The organism is Ruegeria sp. AM9 (genome assembly GCF_056540565.1).
Map to the genome: position 1 here is coordinate 74,381 of NZ_JBQFWY010000001.1, position 24,055 is coordinate 98,435.

A 24,055-nucleotide genomic window follows, 5' to 3' on the forward strand; every position below is an offset into this window, starting at 1 on the left:
GGGCGAGCATAGTGTCGCGGGTCAGGCCGCGCGTTTGCGCCGCCAGTCCTCCAGCGCAGGGTTATCACCGGTATGGCTCGCGTTTTCGGCCAGAGCAACATCGGTCCCCGGATCGGCAGCCCCGATTCCATCACTGCGCAGGGCTTTCAACGCCCGCAGATTGTCCAGCACCTGTGGGGTGCGCTTCATCGTAGCCGTGATCTCTCGCTGCATATCCTGAACCTTGGCCTGATGACGAGCACCGAAATAGAACGACACAATCACTCCAAGCAGCCACCACAACGGCTCGGGCACCAAGGCGATCCCCTGCATCCGCGCCGCGAACCACAACGGATCAACCATGGCAGCAACGAACAAACCCAACGTCCCCAGCGCCATCGCCGGGCGCGGCAACCGGTTGAGCCCGTCCATGAACCGATCAAACGCCCCTTTTTGCGACGCCTGAAATTCCTGACCAAACTGAACCATCGCCTGTTGCTGCAACACCTGGCCGCGCTCGGCCCCCTTTTCGGCATTTTCGCGAAACATTTCAGCAGTTTCGCGAACAACATTCCGCCCGCCTCCAAACAGAAACGTCAAGACATTCGAGATCAATCCCATCCCGCAACCCTCCTTTGAAAATCTGCATCGCTCAGGTGATAAGCTGGCGAAACGAACTCCTCAGCCCGCTTAATCCATCCGCCTTTACCACCCGCCCGATTCCGAGCGTATTTGCGAGAGGCCGGCCGGTGGTCGGCCAAGCGGAAATAAAAATTGCGCCGCGCAACCCCATAGGCATCGCGCAAGGTAACCGGATCAGGGTCTGCCGCGTTCTGACAGGCCCGCGCAGTTTTCGGCCCAACGACACCGTCCACCGCGACCCCGAATCCCATTTCCCGCAGCAGCCGTTGAAGGATCTTGACCGCATGACCGCCCGCGTTGACGTACATGTCAAAAACCGATGGGTGCAGAACCTTCGGCAGCAGGCTTAACCGGGGCAACTCAAAGTAATGCTTCACAAAAATATCGACGGCCTGCGATTTACTGAGCAACCGCACATCGGCGCCGTTGATCACCCCATCGTCCGACAGGTCAAGCCCGAGGCGCCGCATGGTGTGAATGGTTACACCGAATTTGGTCGCCCCGCCGGGATCGTCCGGATCGTCTACAAACCCGCCTTCACGCGTCACGATCTCAGTTGCAATCTGTCGTACCGTCTGCATTGCACCCTCCGCATTTGGTGCGACACACGGTTTCCCAACCCGGTTAAATTCCAACAATGAAACAGGGCGCTGCCCGCCTGTTGCGCGCAACGCCCTATTTCACCTTTTCCGAAATACTCCCGCCGGAGGCACGCAGCGCAGCTGCGTTCAGCTTTCGTCAGCCTCCTGATAAACGCCTTGCTCTTTCAGCGCGTCCACAACCTCTTTCGGCATATAGGTTTCGTCATGTTTAGCAAGAATTTCAGTGGCTTCGAACACACCGTTCACATAGGAGCCTGTGCCCACCATGCCCTGATTTTCGGCAAACAGATCAGGCAATACACCGGTGAAAGCCACCGGCACGCTCTCGCCCCCATCGGTCACGACAAAATGCACGGTCTCGCCCTGCCCGCGAATGATCGAGCCCTCTTCAACCAGACCACCAATGCGGAACACTTCGGTTGGTTTCGGAGGTTCTGCGATCACTTGGCTGGGCGACCGGAAGAAGTTGATGCCATCCTGCAACGCATACCCGATCAACCCCGTGGCCACAAAAAGGGCCACGACGGCCAGCAGAATGACTTGGACTCGACGGCGTTTCTTGAGCGTTTTCATTTCGTCCTCACGGGAACAACGGGGCCATCATCAGACCCGCGGTTTCATCCTCACCTAACATCAGGTTGGCGTTCTGCAAGGCTTGGCCACTGCTACCTTTTGTCAGGTTATCCAATGCGCCGATCACGATGGCGCGACGTTCGATCCGGTCACCAACCACACCGATATGGCAAAAATTCGAGCCCCGCACATGGTGGGTCGAAGGCGTCTCGCCAAACGGCAGAACCCGGATAAACGGTTCATTTTCATAGGCTTTAGCCAGAGCCTCATACACGCTGGCCGGATCACCCTTTACATAAGTGGTCGCCAGAATACCCCGGTTGGCCGGGATCAGATGTGGCGTGAACTGCACATGCACAGTACGGCCGGCCAGAGCCGAGAATTCCTGATCGAACTCACCCAGATGCCGGTGCGTGCCACCCACAGCATAGGCATTGTAGCCCTCGCTGAGTTCTGCATGAAGCAGGTTTTCTTTCAGCGACCGCCCTGCCCCCGACACGGCGCATTTCAGGTCCAGAACGATATCATCCAGATCAATCACGCCCGCCATGATCAGCGGCCGCAGCACATACTGACCCGTTGCCGCGTTACAGCCCGTGCCGGCCACCAGCCGCGCGTTGCGGATGTCATCGCGGTAGAACTCGGACAGGCCGTAAACCGCCTCTTCCTGCTGCTCCAAAGCCACGTGCGGGTTACCATACCACTTTTCATACTCTTCCGCGTCCCGCAGACGGAAATCCGCAGACAGGTCGATGATCTTCAGGTCTTTCGGCAGGTCGCGAATGACCTCTTGGCTGGTTTTATGGGGCAAAGCGCAGAAGCACAGGTCGATTTGCGAAAAATCGATCTCTGAGATTTTGCACAGGTCCGGCAGGTCCATGTGGCGCAAATGCGGGAAAACCTGCGCCATCGACATCCCGGCCTTGCGCTCGGCAGCCAAAGCCGTGATTTCCATGTTCGGGTGCTCGGCGATCAACCGCACCAGTTCAGCGCCGGTATAGCCGGAGGCACCCAGAATTGCGATTTTATGGGTCATGTCAGACCTCTTGTTTCATGGTGTCACATATCACGACCGCCGATGCGACGGCCTTCGAATAAAGGAGATTGCGCTGAGCCGTCCTTGACCTAAGTCACGCGGCCTCGAACGTGATTTGTCGTCGGAGGAACTGCGTGGCCCGGTCGCTGACGGTGCCGGGTTTTCCGGTGGTCAGAAATCCGCCCTTGCCCTCACCCTGCATCTTCGGGTGCCGCTGCAGGTAATCCGCAAGGCTTTCAGCCACCAGAGCACCCTGGCTGAACACCTGCACATCCGAGCCCAAGGCGGCCTGAAAGGCCTCGGCCATCAGCGGATAGTGGGTGCAACCCAGAATCGCGGCCTGCGGCTCTGGCATTTTACGTTTCAACGCATCCACATGGCTGCGCACCAGGGCCTCGGCCAGGATCATGTCGCCGTCTTCGATGGCATCGACCACACCGCCACAAGCCTGCGCTTCGACATCCACACCAATGGCGCGAAATGCGAGTTCACGCTGGAAAGCGCGGCTGGACACCGTCGCTGGTGTAGCAAACAGCGCCACATGTTTCACGGCCACCTCACGCGGAGGGCTGTTGTCACCCCATTGCCGTTCAGTCAGCGCTTCGATCAGCGGCACAAAGACGCCGAGAACGCGTTTGCCTTCGGGCACGCCCTCTTCCTGCATCCGGCGCAACGCAGCGGCACTGGCAGTGTTGCAGGCCAGAATCACCAGATCGCAGCCGCGGTTCCACAGGTCGTAAACAGCGCGGCGCGTCAGGTCATAGATATTCTCGGCATCGCGCACGCCATAAGGCGCATGGGCGCTGTCCGCAAAATACAGGAAATCCACGTCCGGCAGACGTTTCTGCGCGGCGTCCAGAACGGTCAAACCGCCCAAACCAGAATCAAAGATGCCTACTGCCATTTGCCCCTTTAGGCGCGATGCCGTTCCTCAAACTCATAGCCATAGTCGTAAGACTTCAGCGGCGTTGGGGAAAGCTCATACGTGGCTTTGCGCAAGAAATCCATCATCTTGCGCGTGTCCTTTGCCAATGGATTCAGAACGTCGCGCCCTATGGGCTCTCCGATCACAACTTTGACCGGAGTATCGACGCGCTTTTTGAACTCTTTGATCAGCAAACCCATGCGCAAGGTATTGTGCAGATGGCTAGCAATCTGGAACAGGCGCGAGGTGTGGCCGTCAAAGAAAACCGGAACGACTGTGGCGTTCGACTTGGCCACCATCCGCGCCGTGAAACCGCGCCAGCCCGGATCCATCGGATGTGAGAACGGTTTGACCCCGGTGCTGACCGTGCCGCCCGGGAAAATCCCGATGGCGCCGCCCTCACCCAGATAACTCAGCGCCGTTTTCCGGGTTTCAAGGTTCAGCTTCATCGCCTCTTTGGTCTCGTCAAACGAAATCGGCAGGATGATGCGGTCAATATCCTCGGCCTTGCGGAACACGCGGTTGGCCAGAATACGGAAATCCCCGCGGGTCTGAGACAGCATGTGACCCATCATGAGCCCATCCAAGATTCCATACGGATGGTTGGCGATCAGGATGAGCGGGCCGCCCTTTGGAATGTTCGACAGCGCCCCGCCGACTACATCCAGCGACAGACCATAGCGATCCACCATCACAGACCAGAAATCGCGTCCCTTGGCGACCTCTTGCTCATACCCGTCCGCACGCTTGATCAGACGCAAGCGACCCGTGGTGTTTTCCATCAGCTTGATCACCATCTTCCCGCCTCTGGTTTCGGCGGAATGGGCATAGGAAATGTCACGAGCGACGTGCCGGCGCGAGGGCATTCGAGTCTCCGAGGTTTGCTGCCTGCAAGATAGGTTTAAGCAACAACTTTGCCTAGGCTTCGTGACAAGCCCGTGACGATTTACTCGGCAGCCTCGCGCAGTTCGGGCCCTCCGTCACGGATCACGGCCAACAGTTCCTCGCGCCGTTTGGCGGCTTTGGCCTCGTTGGCGCGCAACACTGGCCCGAACCCGCGAATGTCCAACGGCAATTGCGCAAGGGCAATAACCGCATCCCGCGTCTGCGGCGTGACAAGTGGCGTTATCTCTTTGATATCACGCTCATATTGCTTGATCAGCTTTCGCTCCATCCGGCGTTCGGCATTATAGCCGAAAATGTCCAGCGGCGTCCCGCGCAGGGCTTTCAGCCTAGTCAAGAGCTTCATCGGTTTCAGCAACCATTCCCCATAGGCCCGTTTCCTCGCACGACCATCCGACCCGGTGCCACCCAGAATGGGCGGGGCCAGATAGAAGGTCATTTTGAAATCCCCATCGAACTCGGCGGCCGCTTTTTCGCGGCTGTCCAGCATCAATCGGGCAACCTCGTATTCATCCTTATAAGACAACAGCTTATGATACCCTTTTGCCACCGCTTTTCGGATACCCTCGTCCTCAAACCCATTGACCAGCTTGAGATAGCGATTGGCCAGACGACCACTTTGATAGGCGGTCAGGTGCTGCACGCGGAAATCAATCATCTGGTCCAGAGTTTTCGGCAACTCCGCCGTGTTAGGCTCGAGAATCCCGGTAACATCCTGCGGGTGCAGGACGGCCCAGCGACCGATATCGAAGGCGCGTTTGTTGCGTTCGACTGCCGTGCCGTTCAATTCAATGGCCGACAGTATGGCGTCATGACTGACCGGCAACAGGCCACGTTGCCACGCCGCGCCAAAGATCATCATGTTGGAATAGATCGAATCCCCCATCACCGCACGCGCCAGTTCGGTGGCATCGAACAGTGAGACATCTTCCTTCAACCGCGCCTGTAGCGACAGTTTGAGCCGGTCGCCGGGAATTCGGAACTCGGTATCGCGGGTGAAATCACCGGTGACGGTTTCATGAGAGTTCACGACAGCCCCGGTTTGCCCGGCCCGTGTCAGTCCCAGCGTCTTGGCGCCTGCGGACACCACCAGATCCCCACCGATCAACGCATGCGCCTCGCCCGTGGCCACGCGAATGGCGCTGATATCCTCGGGGCGGTTGGCCAGACGGCAGTTGATATGCACGGCTCCGCCCTTTTGGGCGAGGCCTGCCATCTCCATCATTCCCGCACCTTTGCCGTCGATCTGCGCCGCCTGGGCCAGAATTGCGCCCAAGGTCACGACGCCAGTCCCCCCGACCCCGGTGATCACCACATTATGCGTGCCCTTGATTTCCGGCAGCACGGGTTCGGGCAGATCCGGCAGGTCAATCTCTGTGGTGGCTTCCTTGCGGATTTGCGCGCCTTCCAACGTTACGAACGACGGGCAAAACCCGTTGAGGCAAGAGAAATCCTTGTTGCAGCTGGATTGGTCGATGGCCCGTTTCCGACCCAGTTCGGTCTCTTTCGGAACAATCGAGACGCAGTTCGATTGCACGCCGCAATCGCCGCAGCCTTCGCAGATATCGGTATTGATAAAGACCCGTTTGTCCGGATCCGGGAACGCGCCCTTTTTGCGCCGACGTCGTTTCTCGGCTGCGCAGGTCTGGACGTAGACGATGACCGAGACGCCCTCGATCTCGCGGAATCGTTCCTGAACCTGCATCAGCTCGGCGCGTTCAAATGTTTCAACTCCGGCAGGCAAAGCCTTGAAGTTCAAGTCTTCTTTTTCATCATAGACCACTGCGACATGCTGAACGCCCATAGCCTTGACCTCCGCCACGATCCGCTCGGCTGTCAGGTCACCTTCGTTTTCCTGCCCGCCAGTCATTGCGACGGCGTCGTTGTAAAGGATTTTGAAGGTGATATTCGTACCCGCCGCCAAAGCCGCCCGGATCGCTTGCACGCCCGAGTGGTTGTAGGTCCCGTCACCAAGGTTCTGGAAAACGTGTTTGGTGGTCGAGAATGGAGCCTCACCAATCCAGTTTACGCCCTCACCCCCCATTTGGGTAAAGCCTGTGGTGTCACGGTCCATCCACTGCACCATGTAGTGACAGCCGATGCCGGCATAGGCGCGACTACCTTCGGGCAGCCGGGTTGAGCTGTTATGCGGACAGCCTGAACAGAAATATGGCAGGCGCGTCGCAATTTCCTGGGCATTATCGGCGCGGCGAGCTTCGGACAAGCTGTTCAGACCGGCGCGGACACCGTCTGTCTCACGGCCCTCTTCGATCAGAATCTCACCCAGTTTCTCGGCGATCATGATCGGATCCAGCGCACCCCGTGTCGGGAACAGTTCCTCGCGGTGCAGAGTCCCGGCCCCGCCCTTGTACCAGCCATATACGCGGCGGCCCCGGCGGTCGTCAAAGATGGCCTCTTTGACCTGCACCTCGATCAGTTTTCGTTTTTCTTCAACGATAACAATCAGGTCCAACCCTTCAGCCCAGTCGTGGAACCCGGCCATATCCAAAGGAAAGGTCTGTCCGATCTTGTAGGTGGTGATGCCCAAACGTTCGGCTTCATCCTCGTCGAGATTCAACAGAGACATCGCATGGGTCAGGTCCAGCCAGTTCTTCCCTGCGGCGACAAAGCCAATCTTCGCTCCGGGCTTACCCCAAACCCTGCGGTCCATCTTGTTGGCGTGCGAAAACGTTTCAGCGGCAAAACGCTTGAAATCGATGATCCGCCCTTCCTGCAAGTGCGGCGTGTCGCCCAGGCGGATGTTCAGCCCACCCTCGGGCATGTCGAACTTAGGCAACATCAGGTTCATCCGGTCGACACTGCCATCCACAACCGAAGTCACCTCGATCGTATCCTTCATCGTCTTCAGACCGACCCAAAGCCCCGAAAACCGGCTGAGCGCAAACCCGTAAACACCATAGTCCAGAATTTCCTGCACCCCGGCCGGGCTGACGATCGGCATGTACATGTCGACCAGCGACCATTCGGATTGGTGCAGAACGGTCGAGCTTTCGCCGGTGTGGTCGTCGCCCATCGCCATCAGCACCCCGCCATGTTTGGCCGTGCCCGCCATGTTGGCGTGGCGCATCACGTCGCCGGACCGGTCTACTCCGGGTCCCTTGCCGTACCACAGACCGAATACACCATCGAACCGCCCGTCCCCGCGCAGCCCAGCTTGCTGGCTGCCCCACAGCGCTGTGGCGGCCAAATCTTCGTTCAAGCCGTATTGAAAAGTGACGTCGCTTTCGGACAGTTGCTTTTGGGCCCGCGTCATCTGCTGGTCCACGGCACCAAGCGGCGATCCGCGATATCCGGTTACCAGACCGGCGGTATTCAGCCCCGCCTGCATGTCCCGCGCCTTTTGGATCAGCATCAGGCGCACCAGCGCTTGCGTGCCATTCAAAAGGATCGGGTTCTTTTTCAGATCGAAGCGGTCATTCAGTGATATTTGTGGCTGACTCATCAGACGCCTCCCCTCGTCAGATCAGTGTGCTACTTTCTCACCCATTTTAGGTCATAATTTCTGACCTGCATAGGGTTTATACTCTGAATCCTAAGGATTTCAGCCTTTGATTGTGGAAGTTGTTACCTATTTCATATAGGCGTTCCGAAAGATAACGAAAGTTGCGGCGATGGATTGGGACAAGCTTAGGATATTTCACGCGGTGGCGGATGCAGGCAGCCTGACTCATGCAGGTGACAAGCTGAACCTGTCGCAATCGGCCGTCAGCCGACAGATAAGGGCGCTGGAAGAGTCGCTTGATTCGACTCTGTTTCACCGCCACGCACGCGGGCTGATTCTGACCGAACAAGGAGAGTTGCTGTTCGATGCGACCTCGGCCATGTCCAAACGTCTGGACGCCGCCGCCGCCCGTATCCGCGACAGCGAAGAAGAAGTCTTTGGTGTGCTGCGGGTCACCACCACGTTCGGCTTTGGAACGCTTTGGCTCGCCCCGCGCCTTCCGAAACTGTATGAACAATACCCCGATCTCAACATCGACCTGATGCTCGAGGAACGCGTACTCGACCTGCCAATGCGCGAGGCCGACGTCGCCATCCGCATGAAAGAGCCCAGCCAAGCCGATCTTGTCCGCAAGCGGCTGATGACCGTGCAGATGACGCTCTATGCAACTCAGGAATACATCGAAACCCATGGTGGGATGCTGAAAACTCTGGACGAGATTAAAGACCACCGGCTGATCTGCCAGACACCCTCGGCCCCGCAGGTTGGCGCAAGCGCGTCGATGGTGCGGCACCTGATGACCTACAATCCCGGCTCACTGCTGACGGTGAACAACTATTTCGGCGTTCTGCAGGGCGTGTTGCACAATCTGGGAATCGGTGTGCTGCCGGACTACGTCACGCAGGATTTCCCGCATCTTGTGCCGGTTCTGTCGGATATCGAAACCGCAGACGTTCCTGTCTACCTCGCCTACCCCGAGGAATTGCGCCACTCCAAGCGCGTCGCCGCCTTCCGTGACTTTGTTCAGGATGAGATCATCGCGCAACGCAAACAGTTGAAGCAGATGGGAAAACTCTAGCTATGCGCATTTAGCATAGCGGACATGATCAGCAATCAGTCTGAAAAATCTTGATCGTTCATAAACTGATCCCTAAATGAGCACTCGAAGGCGATGATGCTGAAACGCTCATCATCTTCATACCTCCCTGTTGGACTACGGCCGAGCTTAGTGCTCGGCCTTTTTTTTGCTTTCGGGCAACGCACGCAGGTTCGATTGGTAAAACATCTGTGAAATTCGGGCACTTAGACCTATGATCGCAAAAAAATCATGAAGACTTGCGTTCGAGGACAGATTCTATGTTTCACCCCTTTCGCCTATTGTTGGCGATAATCTCCGTCATTTGCCTGACTGGGCCCGTTTTGGCCCAAAGCAGCGGCACCACAGGTTCCACAGCCCCTGTCAGTATTCCCGAAGACCTGACACCCGAGCAGGTGGACGATCTGGTCGCGCGGATGTCGGACGATCAGGTTCGCGCCATTCTTCTCGAACGTCTGGATGCGGTCGCCGAACAAAAGGCAGCCGAAGCCGCGGACCGCGAAGATCCGATCACGGAAATAAACGAAATCTGGGCGGAAATGGTGGCGTCGTGGACGCATGTCGCCGTCACCGTGCCTAACCTTTTCAGCGCGCAGGTACATGCAGTCGACAATTTCGTCGGCACGTTCGGAACCAACGGCGTGTTTGTCCTTATGGGGCTGGTGCTGAGCGTACTGATCGTTGGTTACATCGCCGAAAAGCTGTTCGGTTTCCTGACAAGAAAGTGGCACAGCCAGACCGAGGCCGCCGATGAGAATGATCTGTGGGGGGCTGTCAGCTATCTGTTCCGCCGCTTCTGTCACGAAATCGCGGGCTTGGTGGTTTTCTATGTTGTCATCCGCGCCCTCGGACGCGGTCTTCTGACGCCGGAACAAGTGACCTATGCCGCGCCATTCGTGTTCTATCTGATCTGGATTCCGCGACTGGGCGCCGCCGCCTCGCGGTTTGTCCTGGCGCCGAACAAACCTCATTTCCGCCTTGTGAACATAGACGATCACTGGGCGAAATACCTGCACCGAAATCTGATCGGCCTGTTGCTGTTGATCGGGTTTACACTGTTCATCATCCATTTCAATGAACTGAACGGGGTTACCGGTGGCGAAACGCGCATCGGGTTCTGGCTGAATGCGGCAATCCACATCTATATCGGCGTCATCGCCTGGAAGGCCCGCGAAGGCCTGTCGCAGATGATGCTGGGCACCGACCCCGATCACACCAAGTTCGACGAGGAAGTGGCGCATTATTATCCATACTTCGCCATTGGTGTGTCTGCCGCGATATGGCTGCTGGTCGAGTTTCTGGTGGCACAACGTAACCCCTCATCCCTGGCGTTGCTGGTTCAGGGTGCACATTTCACGACGATGTTCTGGCTGCTGATCGCACCGGCGCTGGACACGTTGATCCGCGGTCTGGTGCGCCATCTTCAGCCACCGATGATGGGCGAAGGCCCGGTGGCGGAGAAAGCCTATAAATCCACCAAGCGCAGCTATATTCGCATCGGTCGGGTTTTGGCCGGCATCCTGGTCATTCTGATGATTGCAAGGGCCTGGGATCTCGACCTTCGGGAAATCGCAGGTGGTGGCGCCGAATCCGGCAGCCAGCTGATCCAGTTCTTCATCATCATCGCCGTCGGTTACATCCTGAACGAGGTCGTCTCGCTCTGGATCAACCGCCGCTTGGCGAAAGAGCAAACCGCTGCAGAACAAAGCCCGGATGAAGAAGCCGGCGAAGGCGGTGGCTCGGGCGGGTCGCGACTGGCGACGGTTCTGCCCCTGCTGCGTGTGACCGCTCAGGCCGCCATTGCGGTGATCTTCGTCCTGCTCGCCTTGGGTGCGTTGGGGATCAACATCACGCCGCTGCTGGCCGGTGCCGGCGTTCTGGGCCTGGCCATCGGCTTTGGTGCGCAGAAACTGGTGGCGGATATCGTCGGCGGGGTTTTCTTCCTGATCGACGATGCGTTCAGGGTGGGTGAATACGTAGATGTGGGCGGCACCACCGGCACGGTCGAGAAAATCTCGATCCGGTCGATGCAGCTGCGCCACCACCGCGGCCCGGTTCACACCATTCCCTACGGCGAAATTCAGAAGCTGACCAATTACAGCCGCGACTGGGTCATCATGAAGCTGAAATTCACCGTGCCCTTCGACACCGACCCCAACAAGGTGAAGAAGATTTTCAAGAAGATCGGCGCCGAGATGATGGAGGACGAGACCCACAAGGATGGTTTCCTGCAGCCCTTCAAGTCGCAAGGCGTGTTTGACTTTGATGATGTCGGCATGATCATCCGCGGTAAATTCATGGCCAAACCGGGCAAGCAGTTCACGCTGCGCAAAGAAATCTTCAATCGTGTCAAAGCCGCGTTCAAAGAAAACGGCATCGACTTTGCCCGCCGTGAGGTACGCGTTGCGATCCCAGGTCTGGATGACGCAGATCACCTGTCCGAGGAACAAAAGGCCGCCATCGGCGCAGCCGCCGGAGAGGCCGCCAATCAGCAAGCCGAGCAACAGGCCCAGAAACCTGGCTCTGCGCACGGCGCTCCGGAATAAACCCCGGACCTTCCGAAACCACAATGGCCGCCCAGCCGAACCAGCCGGGCGGCCATTTTTTTATCCGTAGCCCGCGTCAAACTATGCCTTGCGGGTCTTAACCCTTTCCACGGGCGCGCCCTTGCCTTACAAGGCGCGCAATCTCGGCCCACTTGGACACAGGACAGAAGATGCAAGAGCCCGCAATCACCCCCGACCTGATCGCCGCACATGGGCTCAAGCCCGACGAATACGACATGATCCTCGAGATCATCGGGCGTGAGCCGACATTCACCGAACTCGGCATCTTTTCGGCCATGTGGAACGAACATTGTTCCTATAAGTCATCCAAGAAGTGGCTGCGTACCCTGCCCACCTCGGGGCCTCAGGTGATCTGCGGACCGGGTGAGAACGCGGGCGTGGTCGACATTGGCGACGGTCAGGCCGTGGTGTTCAAAATGGAAAGCCACAACCACCCGTCCTACATCGAACCCTATCAGGGCGCGGCAACCGGCGTGGGCGGCATCCTGCGCGACGTCTTCACCATGGGCGCACGTCCTATTGCCTCGATGAATGCCCTGTCCTTTGGTGAGCCTGGCCATCACAAGACCCGGCGGCTGGTCAACGGCGTAGTCGAAGGTATCGGCGGCTATGGCAACTGCTTCGGCGTTCCCTGCGTGGGTGGCGAGGTCCGGTTCCACCCGGCCTATAACGGCAACTGCCTTGTGAACGCATTCGCCGCCGGTCTGGCCGACAGCGACAAAATTTTCTACTCGGCTGCCTCGGGCGTTGGGATGCCCGTGGTCTATCTGGGCGCCAAAACCGGCCGCGACGGCGTGGGCGGTGCAACTATGGCCTCGGCCGAGTTTGATGACACCATTGAGGAAAAACGCCCCACCGTTCAGGTTGGCGATCCCTTCACCGAAAAACGCCTGATGGAGGCGACGCTGGAGCTGATGCAGACCGGCGCCGTGATCTCGATCCAGGACATGGGCGCCGCGGGCCTGACCTGCTCCGCCGTTGAGATGGGCGACAAAGGCGGTTTGGGCGTGCGTCTGGACCTTGAGAACGTTCCCCAGCGCGAAGAGAACATGACAGCATACGAGATGATGCTGTCAGAGTCTCAGGAACGGATGCTGATGGTTCTCAAGCCCGAGCTTGAAGCCGAGGCCCGCGCCGTATTCGAGAAATGGGATCTGGACTTTGCCATCGTCGGAGAAACGATTGCTGAGGACCGCTTCCTGATCGTCCACAATGGCGAGGTCAAAGCCGACCTCGTTCTGTCGAAGCTTTCCTCAACCGCGCCGGAATATGACCGCCCTTGGGTGGCGACACCCGAGGCAGAAGAACTGTCCGAAGTGCCTCAGATCGATCCGATCGACGGTCTGCGCGCCCTGCTCGCCTCGCCCAACTATGCGGGCAAACAGTGGGTCTATGAACAATATGACACGATGGTCATGGCCGACACCGCCCGCACGCCGGGTCTGGGGGCTGGCATGGTCCGCGTGCACGGCACTGACAAGGCGCTGGCTTTCACCAGTGACGTGACCCCGCGCTATGTGCGCGCCAACCCGGTCGAGGGCGGCAAGCAGGCTGTGGCCGAAGCCTATCGCAACCTGACCGCTGTGGGCGCCAAACCGCTGGCCACCACCGACAACCTGAACTTCGGCAACCCCGAAAAGCCCGAAATCATGGGCCAGTTCGTTGGTGCCATTCAGGGTATTGGTGAGGCCGTCGCCGCGCTGGATATGCCGATCGTTTCGGGCAACGTGTCGCTGTATAACGAAACCGATGGTCAGGCGATCCTGCCGACGCCCACCATTGGCGCGGTCGGCCTGCTGTCCCACACCGATGAGATCATCGGCAACGAAGTCCGCGAAGGCCACGTTGCCCTTGTCATCGGCGAAACCAACGGCCATCTGGGCCAATCCGCCCTGTTGGCCGAGGTCTTCAACCGCGAAGACGGCGACGCGCCGCATGTCGATCTGGACGCGGAAAAGCGCAACGGTGACTTCATCCGCGCCAACCGCGAGATGATCAAAGCCTGCACTGATCTGGGCGATGGTGGTTTGGCGCTGGCGGCTTTCGAACTGGCCGAGGCCGCTGGCGTCGGTGTTCACCTCGACGACGCTACGACCGAGTTCCTGTTCGGTGAAGATCAGGCCCGCTATCTGGTCGCCTGCAACTTCGATCAGGCCGAGGCGCTGATGATCGCAGCTGGTCAGGCCGGTGTTCCTTTGGTTTCCGTTGGACGCTTTACCGGTGACAGCGTTCGCATCGGCAACTCCGAGGCCGCGCTTGAGGAACTGACCGCCACTTTCCGTGGCAGCTTTGCCGAAGCCGTGGCCTAACCACTGATCACGTTTTAATTGCAAAACCTGCGTCCCCGACGGGCGCAGGTTTTGTCGTTTTCAGACCCCTTTCACACCCTTGCGCGCCCCGCCTTGGCGCTCTACATCTTGGGAAAGACCTTCAGGAGTTACCTACATGCCGATGAGCGCCCACGAAATCGAACACCTGCTGCGCGAAGCCTTTCCGAATGCGGAAATTCAGGTCGGCGGGCATGACGGCGTGCATATGTCCGCCATGGTCGTGGACGAAAGCTTTCGCGGGAAAAACCGGGTGCAACAGCAACGCGCGGTCTATGCGGCGCTGAAAGGCAAGATGGACGGCCCGGATGGAGAGCTGCACGCGCTGGCGTTGACGACGAAAGCGCCTGAATAGTGGATGAACCGATCGGATGGGTTCTGCTACGACTAACCTTTCTGGTCTTTGACATTGCCTACTCGTTAGCGATCTTGTTTTGTGATCTACCAAGATTGCTAAAATACGGGCCCAGGTATTGGCGTGTCACAAGAAAATGAGACGGCGCGAGTACGAACGACGCAAAAGGTGAGTGCCCGAAATGAGCGGTTGGCTGTTCTGGATAGGCGTAATCGCAACATTGATAGTTGCCGCCGCTCTGATCGAAGCCTATGTGAAGCGAAACAGAAAACGTAACCTCGCTGACATGCGTCCGGACCCGGACAAAATCAGCAAGGTTGGCGGCATCGAAAGATACGGGCTGGATCCGCTGGCCCTGGCGCAAGCCGAACACCGGCGGTTAGAGGAAGAAGGATGGTCCTCTGACCCGTCACAGAATGAAACGACCGCCCCGGATGCGGGTGAAGAGGACAAGCAAGATGAGCGACGTTAAAACTCAGATCGACGAAACCGTCAAAGCCAACGACGTGGTGCTTTACATGAAAGGCACCAAGGAAATGCCGCAATGTGGGTTCTCGTCCCGTGTGGCCGGTGTGCTGAACTACATGGGTGTGGATTACACCGACGTGAACGTTCTGGCCGATGAAGACGTGCGTCAGGGCATCAAGGATTATTCTGACTGGCCGACCGTGCCGCAGCTTTACGTCAAAGGCGAATTTGTCGGCGGTTGCGACATCATCACCGAGATGACCCTGTCGGGTGAGCTGGATACGCTGTTTGACGACAACGGCGTCGGCTACAACAAAGAAGCCGCGGACAAAATCCGCGAAGCGAACGCCTGATCAGCGGCTACTGCAGTTTTGTAGAAGAACTTGCTCACTGGCGGCATCTGAGCCCGCCGCCAGAAAGCCCACATTGGCATCCCAGCCCTTGGAGCGCAGGACATAGGTTCCTGCTCCGCCCTCGGATTCATAGCGAATACCCGACCCGCTTACGACTTGCCGCAACGTGACCAGTTGATCGTCCACCATCATCGCGGCCGCACTGGATCCGTCGGGCGCGTTGAAATAGGCGACTTGCAGGGGGACCCCACCCTCGCAGGTGAATGTGACCGGCAGGATGTCGATCTCAGCCCAGGCCAAACCGCCCGGCAGCGCCAGAACTGCGGCGCAGGCGAGGGTTCGGGTCGAGTTCATCCCCCCGACCTTTCTTCGACCACCGAGGCCAGGGCCTCGGCCCGCGCGGCCAGTTCCGCCAGCGTGTCCGTCACCGAGGGTGGCACCACGGCAACCTCGATCCGCTCGGGTTCCGGCTGCGGCATGTTTCTGAGCGCTTGCATCTCTGCCTCGACTGCGGCCAGCTTCGCCTCGAGCGCATGTATCTTTTCTTCCGTCCCGGCTGTCTTGTCCGCCAGCATCAGGCCAGCCATCAACAACATCCGCGATTCAGGCATCCGGCCGATCTGATCGGACAGAACCTGCGCCTCATCGTCCAGCATCTTGGCGGCGGAATGCAGAAACGCCTCCTCGCCTTCCTGGCACGAGACATCAAAGCCGCGCCCACCGATTTGAATGGTCACTTCGGGCATTATTCAACCTCTCCTTCCGCCAGTTTCGCCTGCGACAACAGCGGTTCAAGTCGGGCCAGTACCGCGTGCGCCTCGGCCGCGTCTGTCGCCTGCGCGGCACGCGTGGCTTCAAGCTCGGCCACCGTGGCGCGGTTGAGCAGATCGGCATCGGGCAAGCCATCTTCGGCCGCAGCCCGCAATTCATCCACTGACTGGCGCAGTTGCTCGTTCGCTTTGCGCATCCGCTGCAAATCATCGTCCAGCCGCGACATCGCCGCCCCATGGCTGGCGCGTTCCGCGCGCAGCATATCCAACTCGGCGCTCAACTCGGCCATGCGCTCGCTGTCGGCCAGTTCCGACCGAAGGCGCGCATTTTCAGCCTCGACCTGTTGTGCCGCGCTGACAGCAGCTGTCAGTTTTGCGTTTTCAGCCTTGAGCGCCTCAAGTTCATCCTGGTTTTCCAGCGCCGCCTTGGCCGCTGCCAGTTCGGCGCGGGCAGCCTCGACCGAGGCCAGCTTCGCCGTCGCCGCGGCCAACTGTTCCCGCAGCGCGCCGTTTTCAGGATCTTCCACCGGTGCCGTCCGCAGGCTTTCCATGTCGGCGCGCATGGCGTCGACTTCCTGTTCGTGGCGATCCTTCAGTGTTTTCAGACGCTCTTCCAACTGCGCATTTGCAACGCGTTCATCATCCAGCGCCACGCGCAGGGCGTCATCGGCACCGCCGCCGGTCGGTGCGGCATCCCGCAGCGCGTCAACGCCGGTTCCGATCCGATCCATTGCGGCAATGATACGGCGCTGTAATTCTTCGATCTGGCTCATGCCCCTGCCACCTCTTTATCAAGGTTCCTTGTGTCGCGGCTGTATCCGAATCAACATTCACCGCGTCTTGCCCTAGTCTAACCTAACGGGACGGAAAATACCCACTGTTTGCTTTCAACAACTTGGGCCGCTTTCTTGAACCACACCTTGGTCAGAACGCCCGGTTCTGCTTGCACTTTGGAGGGCGGATGGTATTGAGCGCCCATCTGCCTGTAATCCAAAGGAACAACGCCCGTGGACCTGACTGCGCTGCGCAATGCAAACCCCGAACACTGGGACAAAGCTGCGGCAATCCGCACTCTGACCCTTGACGCCGTCGCCGCCGCCAATTCCGGCCATTCCGGTATGCCGATGGGCATGGCCGATGTTGCGACTGTGCTGTTCGAAAAGCACCTGAAATTCGACGCTGCGGCCCCGAATTGGCCTGATCGCGACCGGTTCATCCTGTCGGCGGGTCACGGCTCGATGCTGATCTATTCGCTGCTCTATCTCACGGGTCATGCCGACGTCACGCTGGATGAGATCAAGAACTTCCGCCAGTTGGGCGCGAAAACCGCTGGCCACCCAGAGAATTTCCTGGTCGACGGGATCGAGACCACAACCGGCCCGCTGGGTCAGGGCATCTCGAACGCGGTTGGCTTTGCCATGGCCGAGGAAATCCAGCGCGCGCATTACGGCAAGAAGGTCGTAGATCACTATACCTATGTGATTGCGGGCGACGGCTGCCTGATGGAAGGCGTCAGTCAAGAAGCGATTACGCTCGCGGGCCGTCATGAGCTGAGCAAGCTGATCGTGTTCTGGGACAACAACAACATCACAATCGACGGCACGGTCGACATTGCCGACCGCACCGATCAGGTGCGCCGTTTCGCGGCCTCGGGCTGGCATGTGATTGAAATCGACGGCCATGACCCCAAGGCCATCGACGCCGCCATCATCGACGCAAAAAAGTCGAACAAGCCGACCATGATCGCGTGTGAAAGCCATATCGCGCTTGGTCACGCTGCACAGGACACCTCGAAAGGGCATGGCGCGCTGACCGATCAGGACCAGCTGAAAGCGGCCAAGGAAGGTTACGGCTGGCCGCACAACGCGTTCGAAATCCCCGCCAATGTGAAATCCGCATGGGAAGCCATCGGCGCCCGTGGCGCCGCCGAGCACGCCGCATGGCAAGAGCGTTTCGCGCAACTGTCCGAGCGCAAGCAGGCCGAGTTCAACCGCGCCTATGTGTTTGAAGCACCCAAAAAGCTGGCCGGTGCGATCCGCGCCTTTAAGAAACAGGCCGCGGAAGACCAGCCAAAACTGGCCACCCGCGCCTCGTCGGAAAAGGTTCTGAACGTCGTCAACCCGATCATGACCGAGACCGTTGGCGGCTCGGCTGACCTGACGGGTTCGAACAACACCAAATCGGCCGATATGGGCGTGTTCCTGCCGGAAAACCGCAAGGGCCGTTACATCCACTACGGTATCCGTGAACACGGCATGGCCGCCGCGATGAACGGCATGGCTCTGCATGGTGGCATCCGCCCCTATGGCGGCACGTTCATGGCCTTCACCGACTATGCGCGTCCGTCCATGCGTCTGGCCGCACTGATGAAAGTGCCGTCGGTCTTCGTGATGACCCACGACTCGATCGGACTGGGCGAAGACGGCCCGACCCACCAACCCGTCGAACATCTGGCCATCTCGCGTGCGACGCCGAACACCTATGTGTTCCGCCCCGCCGACACGGTTGAAACCGCCGAAGCCTGGGAGCTGGCGCTGACCTTCAAGGACAGCCCCTCGGTCCTGTCGCTTACCCGTCAGGGCGTGCCGACCGTTCGCACCCAGCACAAGGCCAAGAACCTTGTTGCCCAGGGCGCCTATGTTCTGGCCGATGCCGAAGGCAAACGTCAGGCCATCCTGATCGCCACTGGGTCCGAAGTATCGCTGGCGATGGAAGCCAAGGCGACGCTCGAGGCCGAAGGCATCGGCACCCGCGTCGTTTCCATTCCCTGTATGGAACTCTTCGCCGAGCAGGACGAAGCCTACCGCAAGCGCGTTCTGCCCGCAGGTGCCGTCCGCGTCGGTATCGAGGCCGCAGTTCGCGCCGGTGGCTGGGACCGCTGGCTGCTGGGCGAGCGTGGCCGCGAAGCCAAGGCCGGTTTCATCGGCATGTCAGGCTTTGGCGCGTCTGCTCCGGCAGGTGAGCTTTACAAGCATTTCGGCATCACCGCCGAGGCAACGGTTGCCAAGGTCAAGGAACTGCTGGGGCTGTAAAACAGACCCAGCTAATCGAGCAAAGGGCGGCCTTGGCCGCCCTTTTCATTTGGCTTTAGCTTCAACCTTCAACTTTAACGCGGCATAGGCTTTCAGAGCGTAGTCCAATCGCAACTCATACCGTCCCTGCACCACCACTTTCTCGGGTGGTTGCAAGCCAATACAAGACAACGCTTGACGAAGATGGGTACCTGATAGGGGAACGTAGGTTGCCGATTGCCCGGTCAAAGTGTTGTAGATTCGTCCGCCCGACCAATGACTACGCTTCTGCGCCTTGAGGGCCGTATCAATACGAAAGTGCAAAAAACCATAGAGTTCGCCTTCGTCGAACGGCACTTCGTCGGCTGCAATGCTCAGCGCTGAGAGAAGCGAAGATGCACCGCTCCGAGACGACCCACGTGATCCGATCTTTCGGATGATAGGCCCATCAATTGAGGTTTCTAAGCGGAAGTGCTTCATCTTAGTGGTCAGCTTTCCTGTTGAACAAAGGCCCGATCACCTTGGTCGCAACCGGGATCAAAACAAGCCCCCAGGCCAGACCGAAGACACCGTCCATCGCGGCTTTGGAAATCCATTCCACGGCGCCCACCCACTGCGCAGAGACCGAATGCCCGATGGCATAGGCCCAATCGTGGATGTGATGGCCCAGCCAGCCAAACCCCAGCACTTCCATCCCGTGAATGACAATCGACCCGCCGACCCACAGCATTGCAGCAGTTCCGACGATCGACAGGGTCTTCATCACGCCCGGCATTGCCTTGACCAGGCCACGTCCCAACCCGCGCCCGATAGGCGTCGGCGCGTTCTGTGCCAGGTACAGGCCCACGTCATCCATCTTCACGATCAGCGCCACCGAACCATAAACGGCTACAGTCACACCAATACCCACAACCGCCAGCGTCGCCGCCTGCATCCACAGGTTCGGAGCCTCGATTGCGGCCAGTGCAATGGTCATGATCTCAGCCGAAAGAATGAAATCGGTCTTGATTGCCCCCCTGACCTTCTGCTCCTCCAGATGACCCGGGTCGCGCACGTTCATGTCTTCGTCGATGGCGTGACTGCCATGCGGGAACAGAACGTGGAATATCTTCTCGGCCCCTTCAAAACACAAATACGACCCGCCCAGCATCAGCAACGGCGTGATCAGCCACGGTGCAAAATTGGCCAGCAACAAAGCGACCGGCAGCAACAGCACGATCTTGTTGAAAATCGACCCACGCGCGATGCGCCAGATGATCGGCAACTCGCGCGCCGGAGCAAAGCCCTGAACGTATTTCGGAGTGACCGCCGCATCGTCGATGATCACACCCGCCGTCTTGGCCCCGGCCTTGCCCGCTGCCGCCACCACGTCGTCCACCGAGGACGCCGCGACCTTGGCGATCCCCGCCACATCATCCAAAAGGGCCAACAGACCGCTCATCGCGCATCCTTTCCTGTCTCCTGCCGCAAACGGACCCTACCCGATCCCTCAGCTAGCGCAAGCGTTAGCGCAATCTGGCAGGGTTTGCGCTAACACCTTAAAAATATGCCGCTTTTACTCTTTTGAGATTCAGAAATCGCCGTTATATGGCCTGCAACGCAAGCGCATTTGGAGACGTCATATGACCATCAAGGTCGGTATCAATGGTTTTGGCCGCATCGGCCGCTGCACCCTGTCGCACATCGCCGCGTCAGGCCGTAACGACATCGAAGTGATCAAGGTCAACGCGACCGGCCCGCTGGAAACAACCGCGCACCTGCTGAAATATGACAGCGTTCATGGCCGTTTCCCCCGTGATATCGCGATCAATGGCAACACCATGGATCTGGGCCGCGGCCCGATGGAGATGTTCTCGACCTACGACATGAACGAGCTGGACTGGGAAGGCTGCGACGTCGTTCTGGAATGCACCGGCAAGTTCAATGACGGACTGAAGGCCAAAACTCACCTTGAGCGTGGCGCTGCCAAGGTTCTGCTGTCCGCACCGGGCAAGAATGTCGACAAGACCATCGTGTTCGGAGTGAACCACAACACTCTGACCGCAAACGATAATATGGTTTCGAACGGGTCCTGCACCACGAACTGCCTTGCTCCGCTTGCCAAGGTTCTGGACGAAGGTGTCGGCATCGAAAACGGCATCATGACCACGATCCACGCCTACACCGGCGACCAGCCGACGCTGGACCGTCGTCACAGCGACCTGTACCGCGCCCGCGCTGCGGCGATGTCGATGATCCCGACCTCGACCGGTGCCGCCAAGGCTCTGGGTGAGGTTCTGCCGAACCTCAAGGGCCGTCTGGACGGCTCGGCCATCCGCGTTCCCACTCCGAACGTGTCGGCCGTTGACCTGACTTTCCGCGCCTCGCGCGAAGTGTCCGTCGAAGAGGTTAACGAAATCGTCCGTGAAGCCGCGCAAGGCCCGATGCAGCGCGTTCTGGGCTATGAGCCCGCACCGCTGGTCTCGACCGATTTCAACCACACCGAAGAAAGCTCGATCTTCGCACCGGATCAGACCCGCGTTGTTGATGGTCGCCTGGTTCGCGTTCTGGCTTGGTATGACAACGAATGGGGCTTCTCGGTCCGTATGGCCGACGTCGCCGTTGCCATGGGTCACCTTAACTAAGACCGGTTTGAAATCTTGAACCTTTTTGCCCGCTCAGGTTATCTGGGCGGGCATTTTCGTTCGGGACCGCAATGACCAACCAAATCGCTATCTGGCTCGGCCTCTTGATCTTGGGTGCGGTCATAATCGACTACGCATTCGTTGGCCCGGAACATCTGATCTTCCTCGGCAAAAAGCTGTACGCCTTTCTGGACTGGGTCGCCGTCTGGCGCTGATTGAGGTTTTGCTTGACATTTCCGCTTATCTGGCGATGTTAGCGCTAACCTTATTTAGCCGATATTCGGACGGAGCAGAAAATGACACTCAAGCTGGCAATCAACGGATTCGGGCGGATCGGACGCGGCGTTCTGCGCGCGGTGATGGAGACCGGACGCACCGATGTGGAGATCGTCGCGATCAACGATCTGGCTAAGCCCGAAATGAACGCGCATCTGTTCGAATTTGACAGCGTGCACGGTCGTTATCCCAAAACGGTCACCCTGACCGACGCAGGCCTGGATGTCGGTGCCGGCCCCATCCGCCTGACCAGCGAGCGCGACCCCGAGGCGTTGAACTGGTCTGATGTGGATGTGGTTCTGGAATGCACTGGCGTGTTCCGCACGCGCGAGGCCGCTGAACGTCATCTGAAAAACGGTTCGAAGAAAGTACTGATCTCGGCGCCAGCGCGCGGCGATGGCGCGGTTAAGACGGTCGTGTTCGGCGTGAATGAACACGAACTGACCGCCGAGGACACCGTGGTCTCGAATGCTTCCTGCACCACGAACTGCCTGTCTCCGGTAGCCGCCGCGCTGGATGCCGAGCTGGGCATCGTGCATGGCAACATGACCACCGTTCACGCCTATACCGCCAGCCAGCCGGTTCACGATACTGCGGGCAAGGACCCGTACCTGTCGCGGGCGGCCGCGTTGTCGATGATCCCAACCACGACCGGCGCAGCGGCTGCCGTGGGTCTGGTTCTGCCGCAACTGTCCGGAAAACTGACCGGCCAGGCGATCCGAGTCCCCACTCCGAACGTATCGGTTGTTGATCTGGTGGCCGAGGTCTCGCGCCCCACCACCGAGGAAGAGGTCAACGCGCTGTTCATTGAGGCCGCCGCAAAGATCCCCGGTGTTCTGGCGGCGGAAAGCCGTCCGCTGGTATCGATGGATTTCAACCACGACGCCCACAGCTCGACCGTGTCTCTGGCGGAAACCAAGGTCACTGACGGCACGCTGGTTCGCGTGCTGGCTTGGTACGATAACGAATGGGGTTTCTCGAACCGGATGCTGGACACAGCCGCCGCAATGGGTGCCCTAACCTAACTTCTGGCGCAGTGCATCATTGACCCGGGGCGTGACGAATTTCGACACGTCCCCGTTCAGCCGCGCGATCTCTTTCACCAGTTTAGATGCGATGGCCTGATGTCGGGCCTCTGCCATCAGGAACACGGTCTCGATCGAGTTGTCCAGCACGCGGTTCATACCAACCATCTGGAATTCATACTCGAAATCCGCCACAGCCCGCAGACCACGCACGATGATCTGAGCGCCCACATCGCGGGCACAGTCAATCAGCAGGTTTTCGAAGGGATGGGCAACGATCTCGGTCCCGGTTTGATCGGACAAATGCGCACATTCCGCCTCGATCATGGCGACACGCTCTTCCAGAGAGAACATCGGTCCCTTGTCCCGATTGATGGCAACGCCGATCACCAACTTGTCCACCAACGCCGAGGCGCGGCGGATAATATCGATATGACCCAAGGTGATCGGATCAAAGGTTCCAGGATATAACCCCACCCGCATCACGCCCTCCTGCGCAACAAAATTTCTGCGCAAGCAAACATAAACGAGTTGCAGGTGCAAGCGAACTGTTCAGAGGTCCGGGCCGTCAGTGGCCCATAATCATGCCTTGCAGCGCGTCTTTTTCCATCGCCAGTTCCGCCAGCTGGGCCTTGACCACGTCGCCAAGCGTTACAATTCCAACCAGCTTACCCTCTTCAACCACCGGCATGTGGCGAAAGCGGCCTTCGGTCATGCTGGCCATGATATCCTGAACGGTGGCCTGCCGCGTCGTCGTGATCAGGTCTTGCGTCATATAAGCGCTGACCGGCTGGTTCAGGCACCCACTGCCGCTGGCGGCCAGTTCGCGCACGATATCCCGTTCGGACAGGATGCCGGATGCCGTCTGCCCGCCATCTTCGGACACGACAACGGTACCGATGCGTTTTTCCGCCAGTATCTTCGAAGCTTCCGAGACCGTCGCTGAAGGTTCGACCGTCACCACGCCTTCTGTTGCCTTGGATTTCAGAATGGCCTGAACGAGCATGAAGAACACCTCCGAAATAATAATCTTATTCCAAAGCGTTGCGCGATTGAGCCG

General features: G+C 58.9%; 24 protein-coding genes. 10 read left to right on the forward strand and 14 right to left on the reverse strand.

The annotated features are described in order from the left end of the window. Positions 1 to 21: 21 nt before the first annotated feature. The 7 genes from ACR0DO_RS00415 to ACR0DO_RS00445 form a co-directional block, all read right to left on the reverse strand. Positions 22 to 600: a holin family protein gene (locus ACR0DO_RS00415; protein ID WP_480556130.1), complete on the reverse strand. Its 579-nt coding sequence runs from the start codon at positions 598 to 600 to the stop codon at positions 22 to 24. Then, positions 591 to 1,202, reverse strand: coding sequence for a holin-associated N-acetylmuramidase (locus ACR0DO_RS00420; RefSeq protein ID WP_480556953.1), 612 nt, complete (start codon positions 1,200 to 1,202; stop codon positions 591 to 593). Before ACR0DO_RS00420 ends, ACR0DO_RS00415 begins: the two co-directional genes overlap by 10 nt. A gap of 147 nt (positions 1,203 to 1,349) precedes the next feature. Next, complete coding sequence (gene ccmE, locus ACR0DO_RS00425) at positions 1,350 to 1,796, reverse strand: cytochrome c maturation protein CcmE (protein WP_421599844.1); 447 nt, start codon at positions 1,794 to 1,796, stop codon at positions 1,350 to 1,352. Positions 1,797 to 1,803: 7 nt separating this feature from the next. After that, positions 1,804 to 2,832, reverse strand: a complete 1,029-nt coding sequence (gene argC / locus ACR0DO_RS00430; protein ID WP_480556131.1) for an N-acetyl-gamma-glutamyl-phosphate reductase — start codon at positions 2,830 to 2,832, stop codon at positions 1,804 to 1,806. A gap of 94 nt (positions 2,833 to 2,926) precedes the next feature. After that, on the reverse strand, positions 2,927 to 3,736 hold the full coding sequence (locus ACR0DO_RS00435) for an aspartate/glutamate racemase family protein (RefSeq protein ID WP_170442548.1): 810 nt from the start codon (positions 3,734 to 3,736) through the stop codon (positions 2,927 to 2,929). An 8-nt stretch (positions 3,737 to 3,744) separates the two neighbouring features. Then, positions 3,745 to 4,623 carry a lysophospholipid acyltransferase family protein gene (locus tag ACR0DO_RS00440; protein WP_480556132.1) on the reverse strand — a complete coding sequence of 293 codons (879 nt, stop codon included), beginning with the start codon at positions 4,621 to 4,623 and terminating at the stop codon, positions 3,745 to 3,747. 80 nt (positions 4,624 to 4,703) lie between these two features. Beyond that, positions 4,704 to 8,123 (reverse strand): indolepyruvate ferredoxin oxidoreductase family protein, encoded by a 3,420-nt coding sequence (locus ACR0DO_RS00445; protein WP_480556133.1) that lies wholly within the window; start codon positions 8,121 to 8,123, stop codon positions 4,704 to 4,706. A 169-nt stretch (positions 8,124 to 8,292) separates the two neighbouring features. On the opposite strand from ACR0DO_RS00445, the gene ACR0DO_RS00450 reads away from it, so the two are divergent. The 6 genes from ACR0DO_RS00450 to grxD all read left to right on the forward strand — a co-directional run bounded on the left by ACR0DO_RS00450 (position 8,293) and on the right by grxD (position 15,289). After that, complete coding sequence (locus tag ACR0DO_RS00450) at positions 8,293 to 9,201, forward strand: LysR family transcriptional regulator (protein WP_170442541.1); 909 nt, start codon at positions 8,293 to 8,295, stop codon at positions 9,199 to 9,201. Between the two features lie 278 nt (positions 9,202 to 9,479). After that, positions 9,480 to 11,765, forward strand: coding sequence for a mechanosensitive ion channel family protein (locus tag ACR0DO_RS00455; RefSeq protein WP_480556134.1), 2,286 nt, complete (start codon positions 9,480 to 9,482; stop codon positions 11,763 to 11,765). Positions 11,766 to 11,935: 170 nt separating this feature from the next. Continuing rightward, positions 11,936 to 14,095 carry a phosphoribosylformylglycinamidine synthase subunit PurL gene (gene purL, locus ACR0DO_RS00460; RefSeq protein WP_480556135.1) on the forward strand — a complete coding sequence of 720 codons (2,160 nt, stop codon included), beginning with the start codon at positions 11,936 to 11,938 and terminating at the stop codon, positions 14,093 to 14,095. A gap of 136 nt (positions 14,096 to 14,231) precedes the next feature. After that, positions 14,232 to 14,468, forward strand: a complete 237-nt coding sequence (locus ACR0DO_RS00465) for a BolA/IbaG family iron-sulfur metabolism protein (RefSeq protein WP_480556136.1) — start codon at positions 14,232 to 14,234, stop codon at positions 14,466 to 14,468. A gap of 181 nt (positions 14,469 to 14,649) precedes the next feature. Then, positions 14,650 to 14,940, forward strand: a complete 291-nt coding sequence (locus ACR0DO_RS00470; RefSeq protein ID WP_170442533.1) for a hypothetical protein — start codon at positions 14,650 to 14,652, stop codon at positions 14,938 to 14,940. Beyond that, on the forward strand, positions 14,927 to 15,289 hold the full coding sequence (gene grxD, locus ACR0DO_RS00475; protein WP_170442531.1) for a Grx4 family monothiol glutaredoxin: 363 nt from the start codon (positions 14,927 to 14,929) through the stop codon (positions 15,287 to 15,289). The genes ACR0DO_RS00470 and grxD overlap by 14 nt, the downstream gene beginning before the upstream one ends. On the opposite strand, the gene ACR0DO_RS00480 is transcribed toward grxD, so the two are convergent. From ACR0DO_RS00480 to ACR0DO_RS00490, 3 genes are read right to left on the reverse strand one after another with little or no spacing between them, the layout of a single operon-like run. Next, positions 15,290 to 15,643 (reverse strand): MliC family protein, encoded by a 354-nt coding sequence (locus ACR0DO_RS00480; RefSeq protein WP_480556137.1) that lies wholly within the window; start codon positions 15,641 to 15,643, stop codon positions 15,290 to 15,292. Next, positions 15,640 to 16,035 carry a cell division protein ZapA gene (locus tag ACR0DO_RS00485; RefSeq protein ID WP_480556138.1) on the reverse strand — a complete coding sequence of 132 codons (396 nt, stop codon included), beginning with the start codon at positions 16,033 to 16,035 and terminating at the stop codon, positions 15,640 to 15,642. The genes ACR0DO_RS00480 and ACR0DO_RS00485 overlap by 4 nt, the downstream gene beginning before the upstream one ends. Beyond that, on the reverse strand, positions 16,035 to 16,832 hold the full coding sequence (locus ACR0DO_RS00490; protein WP_480556139.1) for a hypothetical protein: 798 nt from the start codon (positions 16,830 to 16,832) through the stop codon (positions 16,035 to 16,037). Before ACR0DO_RS00490 ends, ACR0DO_RS00485 begins: the two co-directional genes overlap by 1 nt. Positions 16,833 to 17,066: 234 nt before the next feature. On the opposite strand from ACR0DO_RS00490, the gene tkt reads away from it, so the two are divergent. Beyond that, entirely contained in the window at positions 17,067 to 19,091 is a 2,025-nt protein-coding gene (gene tkt, locus ACR0DO_RS00495) for a transketolase (protein WP_480556140.1), read from the forward strand. Positions 19,092 to 19,136: 45 nt separating this feature from the next. On the opposite strand, the gene ACR0DO_RS00500 is transcribed toward tkt, so the two are convergent. Continuing rightward, positions 19,137 to 19,550, reverse strand: a complete 414-nt coding sequence (locus ACR0DO_RS00500; RefSeq protein ID WP_480556141.1) for a hypothetical protein — start codon at positions 19,548 to 19,550, stop codon at positions 19,137 to 19,139. A gap of 1 nt (position 19,551) precedes the next feature. Further along, the gene (locus tag ACR0DO_RS00505) at positions 19,552 to 20,511 is read right to left on the reverse strand and encodes a DUF808 domain-containing protein (protein ID WP_480556142.1); all 960 of its coding nucleotides are present in this window, start codon (positions 20,509 to 20,511) and stop codon (positions 19,552 to 19,554) included. A gap of 181 nt (positions 20,512 to 20,692) precedes the next feature. On the opposite strand from ACR0DO_RS00505, the gene gap (ACR0DO_RS00510) reads away from it, so the two are divergent. The 3 genes from gap (ACR0DO_RS00510) (at position 20,693) to gap (ACR0DO_RS00520) (ending at position 22,995) form a co-directional block, all read left to right on the forward strand. Then, entirely contained in the window at positions 20,693 to 21,694 is a 1,002-nt protein-coding gene (gene gap / locus ACR0DO_RS00510) for a type I glyceraldehyde-3-phosphate dehydrogenase (protein ID WP_170442517.1), read from the forward strand. A gap of 71 nt (positions 21,695 to 21,765) precedes the next feature. Next, positions 21,766 to 21,909, forward strand: a complete 144-nt coding sequence (locus ACR0DO_RS00515) for a hypothetical protein (RefSeq protein WP_170442516.1) — start codon at positions 21,766 to 21,768, stop codon at positions 21,907 to 21,909. Positions 21,910 to 21,990: 81 nt separating this feature from the next. After that, positions 21,991 to 22,995: a type I glyceraldehyde-3-phosphate dehydrogenase gene (gene gap, locus ACR0DO_RS00520; protein WP_480556143.1), complete on the forward strand. Its 1,005-nt coding sequence runs from the start codon at positions 21,991 to 21,993 to the stop codon at positions 22,993 to 22,995. Here the strand turns inward: gap (ACR0DO_RS00520) and coaD are convergent. Both coaD and ACR0DO_RS00530 read right to left on the reverse strand, forming a co-directional pair. Beyond that, positions 22,987 to 23,478, reverse strand: a complete 492-nt coding sequence (gene coaD, locus ACR0DO_RS00525; protein WP_480556144.1) for a pantetheine-phosphate adenylyltransferase — start codon at positions 23,476 to 23,478, stop codon at positions 22,987 to 22,989. The two genes, gap (ACR0DO_RS00520) and coaD, sit on opposite strands and share 9 nt — an antisense overlap. Positions 23,479 to 23,563: 85 nt before the next feature. Next, complete coding sequence (locus ACR0DO_RS00530) at positions 23,564 to 24,001, reverse strand: CBS domain-containing protein (RefSeq protein ID WP_170442509.1); 438 nt, start codon at positions 23,999 to 24,001, stop codon at positions 23,564 to 23,566. Positions 24,002 to 24,055 lie beyond the last annotated feature (54 nt).

What these genes read in the sequence shown, in the direction of transcription:
- gap (WP_480556143.1), top strand. Translation starts at nt 21,991, where the DNA reads ATGACACTCAAGCTGGCAATCAACGGATTCGGGCGGATCGGACGCGGC.
- ACR0DO_RS00505 (WP_480556142.1), bottom strand. Translation starts at nt 20,511, where the DNA reads ATGAGCGGTCTGTTGGCCCTTTTGGATGATGTGGCGGGGATCGCCAAG.
- ACR0DO_RS00450 (WP_170442541.1), top strand. Translation starts at nt 8,293, where the DNA reads ATGGATTGGGACAAGCTTAGGATATTTCACGCGGTGGCGGATGCAGGC.
- ccmE (WP_421599844.1), bottom strand. Translation starts at nt 1,796, where the DNA reads ATGAAAACGCTCAAGAAACGCCGTCGAGTCCAAGTCATTCTGCTGGCC.
- coaD (WP_480556144.1), bottom strand. Translation starts at nt 23,478, where the DNA reads ATGCGGGTGGGGTTATATCCTGGAACCTTTGATCCGATCACCTTGGGT.
- ACR0DO_RS00470 (WP_170442533.1), top strand. Translation starts at nt 14,650, where the DNA reads ATGAGCGGTTGGCTGTTCTGGATAGGCGTAATCGCAACATTGATAGTT.
- ACR0DO_RS00490 (WP_480556139.1), bottom strand. Translation starts at nt 16,832, where the DNA reads ATGAGCCAGATCGAAGAATTACAGCGCCGTATCATTGCCGCAATGGAT.
- ACR0DO_RS00480 (WP_480556137.1), bottom strand. Translation starts at nt 15,643, where the DNA reads ATGAACTCGACCCGAACCCTCGCCTGCGCCGCAGTTCTGGCGCTGCCG.
- ACR0DO_RS00465 (WP_480556136.1), top strand. Translation starts at nt 14,232, where the DNA reads ATGCCGATGAGCGCCCACGAAATCGAACACCTGCTGCGCGAAGCCTTT.
- ACR0DO_RS00455 (WP_480556134.1), top strand. Translation starts at nt 9,480, where the DNA reads ATGTTTCACCCCTTTCGCCTATTGTTGGCGATAATCTCCGTCATTTGC.
- purL (WP_480556135.1), top strand. Translation starts at nt 11,936, where the DNA reads ATGCAAGAGCCCGCAATCACCCCCGACCTGATCGCCGCACATGGGCTC.
- grxD (WP_170442531.1), top strand. Translation starts at nt 14,927, where the DNA reads ATGAGCGACGTTAAAACTCAGATCGACGAAACCGTCAAAGCCAACGAC.
- ACR0DO_RS00485 (WP_480556138.1), bottom strand. Translation starts at nt 16,035, where the DNA reads ATGCCCGAAGTGACCATTCAAATCGGTGGGCGCGGCTTTGATGTCTCG.
- ACR0DO_RS00440 (WP_480556132.1), bottom strand. Translation starts at nt 4,623, where the DNA reads ATGCCCTCGCGCCGGCACGTCGCTCGTGACATTTCCTATGCCCATTCC.
- ACR0DO_RS00530 (WP_170442509.1), bottom strand. Translation starts at nt 24,001, where the DNA reads ATGCTCGTTCAGGCCATTCTGAAATCCAAGGCAACAGAAGGCGTGGTG.
- argC (WP_480556131.1), bottom strand. Translation starts at nt 2,832, where the DNA reads ATGACCCATAAAATCGCAATTCTGGGTGCCTCCGGCTATACCGGCGCT.
- ACR0DO_RS00500 (WP_480556141.1), bottom strand. Translation starts at nt 19,550, where the DNA reads ATGAAGCACTTCCGCTTAGAAACCTCAATTGATGGGCCTATCATCCGA.
- ACR0DO_RS00435 (WP_170442548.1), bottom strand. Translation starts at nt 3,736, where the DNA reads ATGGCAGTAGGCATCTTTGATTCTGGTTTGGGCGGTTTGACCGTTCTG.
- gap (WP_170442517.1), top strand. Translation starts at nt 20,693, where the DNA reads ATGACCATCAAGGTCGGTATCAATGGTTTTGGCCGCATCGGCCGCTGC.
- ACR0DO_RS00515 (WP_170442516.1), top strand. Translation starts at nt 21,766, where the DNA reads ATGACCAACCAAATCGCTATCTGGCTCGGCCTCTTGATCTTGGGTGCG.
- ACR0DO_RS00420 (WP_480556953.1), bottom strand. Translation starts at nt 1,202, where the DNA reads ATGCAGACGGTACGACAGATTGCAACTGAGATCGTGACGCGTGAAGGC.
- ACR0DO_RS00445 (WP_480556133.1), bottom strand. Translation starts at nt 8,123, where the DNA reads ATGAGTCAGCCACAAATATCACTGAATGACCGCTTCGATCTGAAAAAG.
- ACR0DO_RS00415 (WP_480556130.1), bottom strand. Translation starts at nt 600, where the DNA reads ATGGGATTGATCTCGAATGTCTTGACGTTTCTGTTTGGAGGCGGGCGG.